The 12,226-nt window shown below is 70.3% G+C and carries 11 protein-coding genes; 8 read left to right on the plus strand and 3 right to left on the minus strand.

Annotated elements, in window-relative coordinates; all coding sequences use genetic code 11:
• Positions 1 to 15: 15 nt before the first annotated feature.
• Complete coding sequence (locus G7Y49_RS07840) at positions 16 to 507, minus strand: methylated-DNA--[protein]-cysteine S-methyltransferase (protein ID WP_165172668.1); 492 nt, start codon at positions 505 to 507, stop codon at positions 16 to 18.
• A gap of 50 nt (positions 508 to 557) precedes the next feature.
• Positions 558 to 1,844, minus strand: a complete 1,287-nt coding sequence (locus tag G7Y49_RS07845) for a glycosyltransferase (protein WP_165172670.1) — start codon at positions 1,842 to 1,844, stop codon at positions 558 to 560.
• A 272-nt stretch (positions 1,845 to 2,116) separates the two neighbouring features.
• Here G7Y49_RS07845 and rpe point away from each other — a divergent pair, with 272 nt between their 5' ends.
• The 5 genes from rpe (at position 2,117) to G7Y49_RS07870 (ending at position 7,078) form a co-directional block, all read left to right on the plus strand.
• Positions 2,117 to 2,875 carry a ribulose-phosphate 3-epimerase gene (gene rpe, locus G7Y49_RS07850; protein ID WP_165172672.1) on the plus strand — a complete coding sequence of 253 codons (759 nt, stop codon included), beginning with the start codon at positions 2,117 to 2,119 and terminating at the stop codon, positions 2,873 to 2,875.
• Positions 2,865 to 4,070 carry a cysteine desulfurase family protein gene (locus G7Y49_RS07855; RefSeq protein WP_165172674.1) on the plus strand — a complete coding sequence of 402 codons (1,206 nt, stop codon included), beginning with the start codon at positions 2,865 to 2,867 and terminating at the stop codon, positions 4,068 to 4,070. Before rpe ends, G7Y49_RS07855 begins: the two co-directional genes overlap by 11 nt.
• Positions 4,071 to 4,261: 191 nt before the next feature.
• Positions 4,262 to 5,083: a histidinol-phosphatase HisJ family protein gene (locus G7Y49_RS07860; RefSeq protein ID WP_241157334.1), complete on the plus strand. Its 822-nt coding sequence runs from the start codon at positions 4,262 to 4,264 to the stop codon at positions 5,081 to 5,083.
• A gap of 107 nt (positions 5,084 to 5,190) precedes the next feature.
• Complete coding sequence (locus tag G7Y49_RS07865) at positions 5,191 to 6,126, plus strand: Nif3-like dinuclear metal center hexameric protein (RefSeq protein ID WP_165172676.1); 936 nt, start codon at positions 5,191 to 5,193, stop codon at positions 6,124 to 6,126.
• Positions 6,127 to 6,358: 232 nt separating this feature from the next.
• A complete protein-coding gene (locus G7Y49_RS07870) occupies positions 6,359 to 7,078 on the plus strand; it encodes a zinc ribbon domain-containing protein (protein ID WP_165172677.1) in 720 nt (239 codons plus the stop codon).
• Positions 7,079 to 7,179: 101 nt separating this feature from the next.
• Here the strand turns inward: G7Y49_RS07870 and rpmB are convergent, their stop codons facing one another.
• Positions 7,180 to 7,371 (minus strand): 50S ribosomal protein L28, encoded by a 192-nt coding sequence (rpmB, locus tag G7Y49_RS07875; protein ID WP_165053540.1) that lies wholly within the window; start codon positions 7,369 to 7,371, stop codon positions 7,180 to 7,182.
• Between the two features lie 249 nt (positions 7,372 to 7,620).
• On the opposite strand from rpmB, the gene G7Y49_RS07880 reads away from it, so the two are divergent.
• From G7Y49_RS07880 to G7Y49_RS07890, 3 genes are all read left to right on the plus strand, one after another.
• Entirely contained in the window at positions 7,621 to 7,968 is a 348-nt protein-coding gene (locus G7Y49_RS07880) for an Asp23/Gls24 family envelope stress response protein (RefSeq protein ID WP_165053544.1), read from the plus strand.
• A 75-nt stretch (positions 7,969 to 8,043) separates the two neighbouring features.
• Positions 8,044 to 9,675, plus strand: a complete 1,632-nt coding sequence (locus tag G7Y49_RS07885; protein ID WP_165172678.1) for a DAK2 domain-containing protein — start codon at positions 8,044 to 8,046, stop codon at positions 9,673 to 9,675.
• A 245-nt stretch (positions 9,676 to 9,920) separates the two neighbouring features.
• On the plus strand, positions 9,921 to 12,146 hold the full coding sequence (locus G7Y49_RS07890) for an ATP-dependent DNA helicase RecG (protein WP_241157335.1): 2,226 nt from the start codon (positions 9,921 to 9,923) through the stop codon (positions 12,144 to 12,146).
• Positions 12,147 to 12,226 lie beyond the last annotated feature (80 nt).

Below are 12,226 nucleotides of genomic sequence, written 5' to 3' on the forward strand. Positions count from 1 at the left end.
CGCTGTGGGCGCCTGTTACGCGTGCCTTCGCTCCAGCTCGAGGAACGCGGCGCGCAGCTGGGCGCCGCGGTCGGCGCCGGTGGGGCGGCCGTTGGCGCCCACCACGCGGTGCGCGGGGACGATCACCGCGAGCGGGTTTCTTCGCACGGCGGCCCCGACCATGCGATAGGCCTCGGGCTGGCCGATGGCCTCGGCGATGTCGCGGTTGGTGCGCGTCTGCCCGTAGGGGATGGCCTCGATGGCGCGCCACACCTTCACCTGGAAGTCGCTCCCCTCGAGCACGGCGGGCACGTCGAAGGAGGTGCGCTTGCCGGCGAAGAACTCGAGCAGCTGGGTCGAGCAGGCGTTCGTCGCCTCGGCAGGTCGCCGCTCGCCGTCCAGGCGCACGTCGCCGAGCGCCACGGCGCAGACGGCGCCGGCGCGCTCGGCGATGGTGACGGGCCCGTACGGCGTGGGGTAGACGTAGTAGGTGAGCTTGTCGCGGGGGGCTGCTGCGAAATGGGCCATGCGGCGTCCTTTCAGGTGAAGCATGCGGCCATTATACGGCAGCTTCGCCGCTACGCCGAGATGACCCGCTGGTACAGCGCCTCGAGGCGCACGACGAACTTCGACTGGGCGTAGCGCTCGAACACGCTCTCCGCGATGCGCTCCCGGCGCAGGGGCGTTGCGGCCGTGCGGTCGAGCTCGCCCACGATGGCGCGCGCGAGGGCCTCGTCATCGTCGACGTCGACGAGCGTGCCGCATTCCGGCGTGACGAACTCGGGCAGGCCGCCTTGGTTCGTCGCCACGACGGGCAGCCCGCACGCCATGGCCTCGAGCGCCACCAGGCCGAACGGCTCGCGCCGCGACGGCATGGCGAACAGGTCGGCCGCGTTGTAGAGCCTGCGCAGGCTGTCCTGCAGCTGATGCCCCAGGAAGTACGTGCGCGAGAGCCCCAGCTCGGCGTGAAGGCGCTCGAGCGCCTCGCGCTCCTCGCCGCTGCCAGCGAGCAGGGTGACGACGTCGGGATGCTCGCGTTCGTAGCGCGCGGCGGCGCGCAACAGCACGTCGACGCCCTTGAAGTTGGTGAGCTTTCCCGCGAACAGCACGACGCGCTCTTCCTGGTAGGGCACGTGGTGCTCCTTGAGCAGCGAGGCGCGGTCGACGTCCTCGCGGTAGAAGACGTCCTCGTTGTAGCCGTTCAGCAGCAGCACCATCTTCTCGGCTGCGGCGGGGATGGTCGACACGGTGTCCTCGTAGTTGTCCTTCGAGATGGCGATGATGCTGTGGCACAAGCGCACCGTCTCGTCGGCGAGCTCGTGGAAGCGCGGCCACTTGCGGTAGCCCATCATGTCGGTGCCGTGCGCCGTGACGATGGTGGGCACGCCGGTCTTCGTGGCCACGTTGGCGAGCAGCCACACGTGCTGGGCGTGGATGATGTCGGGCTCGAACTCGCGCACGGCGGCGTTGACGGCTGCGGTGAACGCCGCCAGGTAGCGCTCGAGCTGGTCGTCGTCCAGGTCGTCGAACGTCGTCAGGCTGCGCGGGTGCGTGGTGAAGCAGGGGAAGTTGAACGGCAGCGGGCTCGTCGGGCTGCTGCCGTCGCCTGTGCCGTCGCCCGCCGCCGGCTTGCCGGCGAGCGCGTCGTTGGCGGCTGGGTCGCCAGCCGGCGCGTGCTGCTCGCCTTCGGCGTCGAAGTAGACCGGGCGCAGCGAAACCCCGTCGAGCGGTGCCGGAACGCGGTTCTCGGGGAACACGATGCAGACGTCGTGCCCGCGCTTGGCGAGGTGCTGCGCGGTGTTCATGGTGTACGTGCCGCTTCCCGACCCTTCGAGCGGAAAGTGGTTGACCAGGAGAATCTTCATGGGGCCTCCAATGCGTGCGAGACGATGGCGGACGGGCACGTGCGCCGCGTCCAATGCACCATTGTACCGCATGAGCCCCTCATCCGTCGCTCACCTGCGCACACGCGCTTCCGCCGGAGGGGGCCGGAGGTCGAAGAAGGTCAAGATCCACGTCCGACGGCTTGGCCTCCTTGCGTATTCGCGAATTGTGGAGGGGCAATAACTCGGAACCTCGTCGCGTTGCTGCGCTAGAATAGGCGCGGTGCATACATCCGCGAGTGCAAGGACATTCCATGTTTCAACCAGTGAAGATCGCCCCCTCCATCCTGTCCGCCAACTTCATGAGCTTTCAGGCCGACATCGACCTGATCGAGCGGGCGGGCGCAGGGTACGTGCACTACGACGTGATCGACGGGCACTTCGCCCCGAACCTCACGGTGGGCATCCCCGTGCTCAAGCAGCTGGTGAAGTCGACGAGCCTGCCCGTTGACGTGCACCTCATGATCGACAACCCGGATCGCGAGCTGCCGTGGTTCCTCGACGTGCTCCAAGGCGCCGCCGACCCGACGGCGTGCGTCGTCACCGTGCACGCCGAGGCGCTCTACGGCCCTCAGCTCGCACATGCCGTCGAGGTCATCCACGCGGCGGGCTGCAAGGCCGCCGTGGCGCTGAAGCCGTGCACGCCGGTCGCGGTGCTGGCCCCGGTCATCGCCGAGCTCGAGATGGTGCTCGTGATGAGCGTCGAGCCGGGGTTCTCGGGGCAGAGCTACATCGAGGGGTCGGACGCGAAGGTGGCCGAGGTGGCGGCCCTCGCGCGCGCGGCGGGCGCGAGCCCGCTCATCGAGGTGGACGGCGGCGTCGGCGTGGCCACGGCCCCGCTTCTGGCGGCCGCAGGTGCTGACGTGCTCGTGTGCGGAAACGCCGTGTTCGCGGCCGCCGACCCGGCGGCGGCGCTCGCGCGCATCGAGCAGGCGGCGAACGAGGCGCGCGAGGCGGCCCTCGCCGCCCGTTTCACCCACGAAGAAGGAGGCTTGAAGCTGCATGCCAGCTAAGGTAACGGACACCTATGTGTACCTCGACTACGCGGCCACCGCACCTCTGTGCGAGGAGGCGGCGCGCGCGATGGGGCCCTATCTCGTGCCGGGGCGCGCGAACCTCGCCGCAGGGGGCAACGCGAACTCGCTGCACTCCGCGGGGCGCGCGGCGTTCGAGCACATGGAGCGCGCACGCCGCCAGGTAGCGCATGCCCTCGGCGCAACGCGGCCCGACGAGATCGTGTTCACCTCGGGGGCCACCGAGGCCGACGACGCGGCGGTGCTCGGGCTTTCGCACGCCGCTGCCGACGCGCGCCGCCGCAGGGGAGCGGGCGGGTTTGCGCCGCACGTGATCACCACGGCCCTCGAGCACGACGCTGTGCTCGCGCCCGCGCGCCGCCTGGAGGCGGACGGCATGCGCGTGACGTACCTGGCGCCGAACGCGCGCGGGTTCGTGGAGCCCGCCTCGCTCGAGGCGGCGATCGACGAGGACACGGTGCTCGTGTCGGTGCAGATGGCGAACTCGGAGGTGGGCTCCATCCAGCCGGTGGCCGAGCTCGCGCGCATCGCGCACGCGCACGGGGCGCTCTTCCACACCGACGCCACGCAGGCGCTCGGCAAAGCGCGCGTCGACGTGGGCGAGCTCGGCGTCGACGCGGCCTCGTTCTCGGGCCACAAGGTGGGCGGGCCGAAGGGCGTAGGGTCGTTGTACCTGCGCGCCCGCACGCCGTTCGTCCCTCAGCAGCTCGGCGGCGGGCAGGAGGGCGGCCGGCGCAGCGGCACGCAGAACGTGTGCGGCATCGCGGGCTTCGCGGCGGCGGTCACGGCGGCGGTGGAGGGCGCCGAGGCCGAGGCCGAGCGCCTGCGTGCGCTGCGCGACCAGCTCTACGCGGGCCTCGCGGCGTTCGGGCCCGTGAGCGCCACGGTGCCGGTGGCTCCCGGCGCGCGCGACTACCTGCCCAACATCGTGCACGTGCTCGTCGACGGCCTCGAGAGCGAGACGCTCATCCTGCGCTTCGACATGATGGGCTTCGGCGTCTCGGGCGGCAGCGCGTGCTCGTCGCACTCGCTCGAGCCGAGCCACGTCCTGCGCGCCATCGGCGTGCAGGGGGACGCCGCCTACGGTGCCCTGCGCGTGTCGATGGGCCGCTACACCACGCGTGAGGACGTCGACGCGTTCCTCGCCGCCGTCCCGAGAGCGCTTGAATGGTAAAGTAGGCTACGGCAAAGGAAATCACGTAGCATGCGGAAAAGTCAGCGAGGGTGCTTGAGGTGATTCGCATGGCCCCGCCGCGCTGCCAAGCGTTTCGGTACGCGCCGTGCAGCGCACAAGGGGGCAGGTGGATCGCCTCAAGTGCCCGCAGCGTCGACGATTCCGCTTGTTGCGTCAGCAACGAACGGAACATGAGAATGGAACTCATCAACACGCACTGCCACTCCAAGTACTGCGGGCACGGGGTCGGCGAGATCGAGGAGTACGCGGCCGCTGCGGAGGCGGCGGGCGTCACCACGCTGGCGTTCACCGAGCACTACCCGCTCACGCCGGCGTTCGACCCCGACGAGTACCTCTCGGTGCTGCCCGAGAACATGCCGCGGTACTTGGAGGCCGTCGAGGCCGCGCGCCGCGCGCATCCGAGGCTCGAGATCATCACGGGCGTCGAGATGGACTACCTCGGCGATGACGAGGACCGCGTGATCACCGAGGCAGACCTGGCGCCCTTCGCGCTGCGGCTCGGCTCGGTGCACTTCGTGGACACCTGGGCCTTCGACGACCCGGCCCAGCGCGACCGCTGGGAGGAGCCCGGCGCGCCCGACGCCATCTGGAAGCGCTACTTCGAGCTGTGGTGCGACGCGGCGTCCGACGCGGCGCAGCCCTACCACGTGATGTCGCATCCTGACCTCGCGAAGAAGTTCAACTACTACCCCAGCTACGACGTGGCGCCCCTCTACGAGGCGGCGGCCGAGGCGGCGGCGGCCGGCGGGCGCATGATCGAGCTGAACACCTCGGGCAGCTACTACGCCTGCGCCGAGATGTTCCCCGCGCCCGCGCTCCTGCGGGCGTTCTGCCGCGCAGGCGTCCCCTGCACGGTGGGCACCGACGCGCACGAGCCGGCCAACGTGGCGCGCGACATCGAGCGCGGCTACGCGGCCCTGTACGAGGCGGGTTACCGGGTCGTCACCGTCCCGACGGCCACGGGCGACCGCCGAACCATTACCATCGAGTAAGCGCTGCGCGCGCTCGGGCGCGCACGGGCTCGGCTCGGGCGCGAGCCTGTCCGGCCCGTGCCCGAGCAGACTCGGCAGCGCGCGGCAGATCGGACGAAGGAGGCATCATGGCGCTGTTCAACCGAAGAGACCCCCAGGGAACGTCGAGCGGCGAGGAGGCGTCGAAGAGGGGGGCGCTCGTCAAGCGCCCGGCCCGCGCCATCGCCAAGGCGACGCCGGCGTTCACCGTCGGCTCGCTCGAGGCGGCGCTGCTCAAGGAGTTCCCCGCGCAGGACGCGGAGGAGTGGGACCGCACGGGCCTTCTGGTGGGGGAGGCGGCGCTTCCCGTCGAGCGCGTGGCCGTGGCGCTCGACCCCACGGTGGCCGCCATCCGCGAGGCCGCCCGCGGCGGCGCCAACGTGCTCGTGACGCATCACCCCGCCTTCCTCGCGCCGCCGACGTCGTTCGCGCCCGGAAGCTCGGTGGCGACGAGCCCCGGCGCAGGCGTGTGGGCCGCCATCCAGAACCGCGTGGCGCTCATGGACTTCCACACGGCGCTCGACGTGAGCCCGCAGGCCGCGCGCGTGCTGCCGGGCATGCTGGGGCTCGCGTTCACGGGCCGCTTCGTCGAGCCGCTCTCGGGCTCGAGGCGCAAGGGGTACGGGCAGATCTGCGACGTGCCTGCCGCCGGCGACGGGCCGCGCACGCTCGCGCAGCTGGCCGCGCGCTGCACGGCGGTGTTCGGGAGGGCGCCGCGCGTGTGGGGCGAGTTCGACCGCTCGCTGCGCACGGTGGTGACGGCCACGGGCTCGGCGGGGACCTGCGGCCGCGCGGCGCTTGCGGCGGGGGCGGACTGCCTCGTCTGCGGCGAGGTGAAGTACCACGAGGCGCTCGACCTCTCGGGCGCGGGCCTGGCCGTCGTCGAGCTCGGGCACGACGTGAGCGAGCTTCCGCTCGTGGCGGTGCTGGCCGAGGCGCTCGCGCGCGTGGGCGTGGCGAAGGACGCCATCATGGTGATCGACCAGTCGGGCAACTGGGCGGCGCCCGAGGCGCTGCGCGTCTAGCGTCGCCAGGCAGCCGGGCTGCGCATTGGGTTACGGCCAGGCCGCCGGGCCGCGCATGGGGCGGCTGCCGGATGTCTGAGCCGCGCGTTGGGCGGCGGTCGGGCAGCCGGACTCGCTTGAGCCGTGGGGCGGCGCCGGGCGGTTTTCGCGCGCGCTGCGGAAAACGCGGGCGCCAGGGCGCGCGTCTTGGCGTATAGTTGAACCATCACTTCGCAAGCAAGGGGGTCACACCATGGAAGCCCAGCACGACGACATCGCCGGCCTGCTTCAGATCCAGCAGATCGACCTGGACATCCTGCGCCTGAACAAGCAGCTCGAAGAGCTCCCGCAGCGCGCCGTCATCATGGAGGCGCGCAAGAAGCGCGAGGCCGTAGGCGGCAAGCGCGCCAAGGTCGACGCCCTCAAGAAGGACGCCGCGCAGCGCCTCTCCCGCATCAGCGACGAGGACGCCTCGCTTGCGAAGAAGGAGGCGGGCACGCAGGCGGCCATCGAGGCGGCCAGCGGCAACTACCGCAACGTCGAGGCGCGCACCAAGGAGCTCGCGGGCATCGCCAAGCGCCGCGCCAAGCTCGCGGACGACCGCGCGAAGGCGAGCGACGAGCTCGACAAGATCACGCAGCTCGAGACGCAGGTGCTGCGCGCGCTCTCCGACATCGACGCCGCCGAGGCCCGCGCGGTCGAGTCGTTCAAGCGGGAGGGCGGCGCGCTCAAGATGGGCGTCGCCAAGCTCGAGGCCGAGCGCGCCGAGCTCGCCAGCCGCATGACCCCGGCGGTGCTGAGGCTCTACGAGAAGACCGCCGCGCGCACCGGCGGCGTGGCGGTCGGCGCGCTGAACGGCGACCGCTGCGGCGTGTGCCGCGCCGCCATCGAGGGCGGCCGCCTCATCGAGCTGAAGGCCCACGCGCCCCTCGGCACCTGCCCCTCCTGCAAGCGCCTCCTCATCGTAGAGTAGGGAAGCGTAGCGAGAAGCCCGCATAAATCTCCCTAACGCAAAAAAGCCCGCGCGAGCGGGCTTTTCGATGCCGTGAGCGAAGCAGGCTCGCGAGCGGGCCTTTAGGCGCGCTCGACCTTGCCGGCCTTCAGGCAGGAGGTGCACACGTTGGCCTTGCGCACGTGACCCTTGGCGTCCTTGATGGTCACCTTCTGCACGTTGGGCTTGAACCAGCGGTTGGTCACACGATGGGAGTGGCTGATGCTGCGACCAGCAACAGGCTTCTTACCGCAAACTTCGCAAATCTTAGACATTCGTATCAACTCCAATAATATTCTCGGCCTAAACCGGTTAGGACAAAAAAGCCCTAATACTATATCACATAAAACAACATCCCTTCAAGAATAATTTATGGAATATGGGCGCCTGCCTGCGCAAGCCTGCCATCGCGCGTTTAGCCCATGCGCTATACTGCATAAGATGAGCTTACGGCGGTTCCGCAGGCTCGCGCGTGCGTGGCTCGCGTGCGCGCCGCGGCGCCGCTGACACATGAAAGGAGCATCATGAGCATGAGCATTCCCGGTAATCTCCACGTTGCCAATGACGTGCTGGCCGACATCGTCGGAAACGCCGCCATGGAGTGCTACGGCGTGGTGGGCATGACCGCCCCGAACGCCGCTGACGGCATTGCAAAGATCCTTCCTGCGTCGCGCCTGCGCCGCGGCGTCGTTGTCAACACCACTGACGAGGGCATCCACGTGGAGCTCTACGTCGTCATCGAGTACGGCACCAACATCAGCACCGTCTCGCAGAACCTCATCGACCAGGTGAGCTTCGCGCTGAAGGAGTACGCGCGCGTTCCTCTGGAAGGCGTGGAGGTACACGTGCAGGACGTCAAGGTACGCCGCTAGCCCCGCTTTCGGGAGGGCGCGCGCAAGGGGATCTGCCGCCGCGCGCTCGCATCATTAAGGAGAGAACGAACCGCCATGTCAACCACCTACTCATCCAACGACGTGCTGAACGCCATCGCGGCGGCGAGCAAGGCTTTGAGCGCGCGCAAGGAAGAAGTCAACCGCCTCAACGTGTTCCCCGTCCCCGACGGCGACACGGGCACGAACATGTCGCTCACCATCGAGAGCGTGGTGAGCAACGTCGCGCGCCTGCCCATCGGGGCGAGCGGGGCCGAGATCCGCAAGGCCATCACCACGGGCGCCCTCATGGGCGCGCGCGGCAACTCGGGCGTCATCACCTCGCAGATCCTTCGCGGCCTGTGCGAGGGCAGCGCGGGCGCCGAGGCGCTCACCACCGAGACGGTGGCCGCGGCCTTCGAGAAGGCCGTCGAGGTGGCCTTCCAGGCGGTGCGCAAGCCCGTCGAGGGCACCATCCTCACGGTGCTGCGCGACTCCGGCGCCGCCGCCGTCGACGCGCGCAAGGCGAACCTCTCCACGGTCGACGCGATCGAGTGCATCGTGGCCGAGGCGTACGCCTCGGTGCAGCGCACGCCCGAGCTGCTCCCCGTGCTGAAGGAGAACGGCGTGGTCGACGCCGGCGGCTTCGGCCTGGCCATCCTGCTCGACTCGTTCGCGGCGGCGCTGCTCGGCAAGGACGGCACGATGGTCGACGAGCTTGCGTTCGCGCGCACCGCGGCCCCGAAGGTGGAGATCGAGCAGATCAACGACTGGGAGGGCTCGGCGTACCGCTACTGCAACGAGTTCCTCGTCGACTCCGAGGTGCTCGACCCCGCCGACGCGCTCGAGTTCCTGGCCACCATGGGCGACTGCGAGCTGTGCGTGGGCAGCGCGCCGAAGTTCAAGGTGCACGTGCACTCCAACCACCCTGACCAGGTGCTCGCGTACTTCTTGGAGCGCGGGCAGATCTCCGAGGTGTTTATCCACAACATGCAGCTGCAGTCGGCCGAGCGCACCGAGAAGCTCGCCGCGGAGCAGGCCGCCGAGCACAAGCCGCTCGGGTTCGTGGCCGTGGCGGCCGGCGAGGGCAACGCCGAGATCCTGCGCAGCCTCGGCGTCGACGTGGTCGTCTCGGGCGGGCAGACCATGAACCCCTCCACGAAGGACCTGCTCGACGCCGTGGGGCAGGTGAACGCCGATGCCGTCGTCATCCTGCCGAACAACTCCAACATCATCATGGCGGCGCAGAGCGCCTGCGAGCTGTCCGAGATCCCCTGCGGCGTGGTGCCCACCAAGAGCGTGCCGGCCGCGTTCGCGGCCATGTTCGCGATCGACCCCGACGCGTCGCTCGAGGACAACGTCGCCGAGATGACCGAGGCGTTCGCCGAGGTGCGGACCGGCGAGGTCACCTGCGCCATCAAGGACTCCAAGGACGCGCACGACAACCCCATCCATGAGGGTGACGTCATCGGCATCGCGGACGGCGCCATCGAGGCGGTGGGCTCGTCGGTGGAGGACGTGGTGATGGGGCTGCTCGAGGCCATGGAGGCCGAGGACGCCGACACGCTCACGCTGCTCGCCGGCGAGGACATGGCGGACGAGGACTTCGCGGCCCTCGTTGAGCGCATCGAGGAAGCCTACGACGACCTCGAGATCGACTCCCACCGCGGAGAGCAGCCGCTCTACCCGATCGTCCTTTCGGTCGAATAAAAAACTATATTTTTTATTCGACCTTGCCGCTGCGGCTTCGTACGGCACCTGGGCCCTGATCAGCTGAGCTGCTCAGGGCGCGCCCTCTCGGGCGCATGATTGGTCCTGAACAGTCCGCAGGACTGTTCACGGTTTTGGGCGCGGCGCGGCGCGAAGGCCGCTTGGCCCAAAGGCGGGGCTATCTCAGGCACCGTACGAACCCTCGCTGTCGTTACGAACGACCTGCGAGCGAGAAGGATTTTATTTTGGGTAAACAGGACAAAGCAAAGGAGAAGGGCGGGGCTTCGGCCTCGCCTGATCGTTTGGCGGCCACCTTGCTGCTCGACGCGCCGGCGTCACGGGTGCGCGGCGTGAGCCCGGCGCGCGCAGGCGCGCTCGAGAAGCTCGGCGTCCGCACGGTGCGCGACCTGCTCACCCACTACCCGCGCCGCTACGTGGACCTCTCGAGCGTGTGCACGGTGGCCGAGGCGCGCATCGGGTCCGCGTGCACTATCCAGGGCACGGTGCACGAGATCAAGCTCAAGCGCCCGCGTCCGAAGCTCACGCTCGTGGAGATCGCGCTCGTGGACCAGACGGGCCTCCTCGTGGTCACGGCCTTCCGCCAGCCGTGGCTCATGGACACGGTGCGCGCGGGCGCGCAGGTCGCCGTGGCCGGCAAGGTTGAGTTCAGCTACGGCTTCAAGCGCATGACGAACCCCTACCTCGAGGTGCTCGGCGACGAGCCCGCCACGGGCATGATCATCCCCGTGCACCCGGCGTGCGAGAAGGTGTCGGCCGCGTGGATGCGCCGGCTCGTGGGAAACGCGCTCGAGGCGACGTGCGGGGTCCTCGACCCGCTGCCGCTCGACCTGCGGGCCAAGTATCGGCTGATGAGCCGCGGGTGCGCGCTGCGCGCCATCCACTTCCCGCAGGCCATGCCCGAGGCGCATGAGGCGCGCCGGCGCCTGGCCTACGAGGAGCTGCTCATGCTCGAGCTCTTCCTCATGCAGCAGTCCGCCGAGCGCAGCCGCGACGTGGAGCCCGTCGCGCACGTGACGGACGGCCCGCGCCTGCGCACGCTCGCCGCGAGCCTGCCCTTCACGCTCACGGACGAGCAGGCGTCCGCGCGCGACGAGATCCTCGGCGTGATGGCGGCGCCGCGCGTGGCGAACCACATGCTCTTGGGAGACGTGGGCACGGGCAAGACGGTGGTGGCGGCGCACGCGCTGGCCGCCGCGGCCGACACGGGCGGGCAGGCGTTCCTCATGGCGCCGACCGAGGTGCTCGCGCGCCAGCACGCGAAGAGCCTGGGCGTGCTCTTCGACGCAGCGGGCGTGACGTATGCGCTGCTCACGGGCTCAACGAGCGCCGCCGAGCGCGCGGACGCGGTCGCGCGCGCCGCGGCGGGGGAGATCGACGTGCTCATCGGCACGCACGCCCTGCTCGAGGACGACGTGGTCGCGCCCCGCCTCACGCTCGCGGTCATCGACGAGCAGCAGCGCTTCGGCGTCGACCAGCGCGCGAAGCTCCTGTCGAAGGGCGCGGCGCCCGACGCGCTGTTCCTCACGGCCACGCCTATCCCGCGCACGCTCGCGCTCGCGCTGTTCGGGAGCTTGACGCTGTCCTACATCAGGCACCGCCCGCACGACGCGGCGCGGCGCACCACGTGCGTGGTGGCGAAGTCCGAGCGCGGGCGCGCCTACGACGCGGCGGCGGCGGCGCTCGCGCGCGGCGAGCAGGTGTACGTGGTGTGCCCGCTCATCGGCAAGAGCTCCGAGGAGCGCGACGAGCTGGCGGGCAAGGGGACCGCGGCGCGCGAGGGGGACGCCGAGGAGGCGTTCCACCCGACGGTGGCCATCGAGGACGACGCCGACATGGCGGACGACGACGTGACGGCCGCCACGCAGGAGGCGGCGTTTCTGAGCGCGAAGGTGTTTCCCGACCACGAGGTGGCGCTTCTGCACGGCGGCATGCCCGCGGCCGAGAAGCAGGCGGTGATGGACCGCTTCCGCGCGAGCGAGATCGGCGTGCTCGTGGCGACCACCGTGATCGAGGTAGGCGTCGACGTGCCCCGCGCCACCGTGATGATCGTGGAGGACGCCGACCGCTTCGGCCTCTCGCAGCTCCACCAGCTGCGCGGGCGCGTGGGGCGCGGCAGCCTCCCGGCGCAGGTGTTTTTGGTGTCGGCCTCGAAGCAGGAGGCGGCGCTCGCGCGCCTGCGCGCCATGGAGACCACCGACGACGGCTACGAGCTCGCGGCGTTCGACCTGTCGCTGCGCCGCGAGGGCGACATACTGGGCAACCGGCAGTCGGGCGCCTCGGCGCTCAAGCTGGTGAACGTGGTGCGCGACCAGGGCATCATCGAGGCGGCGAACGCCGACGCGCGCGCGATCATGGAGGTTGACCCGCTTCTGGAGGAGCCCGACCACGCGGCGCTCGCGCGCGAGATGCGCGCCCTGTTCGCGCAGGAGCGCGCCGTCGTCGGCGGGTAGGGCCCCGCGCCCGGCAGGCGGCCCGCCGCGGGAGGGGCCGCGCGCCGGCCCTCCCCCTGCGGACCCGCCCGCGGCGGACC

Origin of the sequence: Adlercreutzia sp. ZJ242, assembly GCF_011038995.1 — a bacterium.
Classification (GTDB): domain Bacteria; phylum Actinomycetota; class Coriobacteriia; order Coriobacteriales; family Eggerthellaceae; genus CAAEEV01.

Excerpts from the sequence above, each read along its gene's own strand:
- G7Y49_RS07870 (WP_165172677.1), top strand. The coding sequence starts at position 6,359 with ATGGAAGCCCAGCACGACGACATCGCCGGCCTGCTTCAGATCCAGCAG.
- rpe (WP_165172672.1), top strand. The coding sequence starts at position 2,117 with ATGTTTCAACCAGTGAAGATCGCCCCCTCCATCCTGTCCGCCAACTTC.
- rpmB (WP_165053540.1), bottom strand. The coding sequence starts at position 7,371 with ATGTCTAAGATTTGCGAAGTTTGCGGTAAGAAGCCTGTTGCTGGTCGC.
- G7Y49_RS07840 (WP_165172668.1), bottom strand. The coding sequence starts at position 507 with ATGGCCCATTTCGCAGCAGCCCCCCGCGACAAGCTCACCTACTACGTC.
- G7Y49_RS07845 (WP_165172670.1), bottom strand. The coding sequence starts at position 1,844 with ATGAAGATTCTCCTGGTCAACCACTTTCCGCTCGAAGGGTCGGGAAGC.
- G7Y49_RS07885 (WP_165172678.1), top strand. The coding sequence starts at position 8,044 with ATGTCAACCACCTACTCATCCAACGACGTGCTGAACGCCATCGCGGCG.
- G7Y49_RS07855 (WP_165172674.1), top strand. The coding sequence starts at position 2,865 with ATGCCAGCTAAGGTAACGGACACCTATGTGTACCTCGACTACGCGGCC.
- G7Y49_RS07865 (WP_165172676.1), top strand. The coding sequence starts at position 5,191 with ATGGCGCTGTTCAACCGAAGAGACCCCCAGGGAACGTCGAGCGGCGAG.
- G7Y49_RS07880 (WP_165053544.1), top strand. The coding sequence starts at position 7,621 with ATGAGCATGAGCATTCCCGGTAATCTCCACGTTGCCAATGACGTGCTG.
- G7Y49_RS07860 (WP_241157334.1), top strand. The coding sequence starts at position 4,262 with ATGAGAATGGAACTCATCAACACGCACTGCCACTCCAAGTACTGCGGG.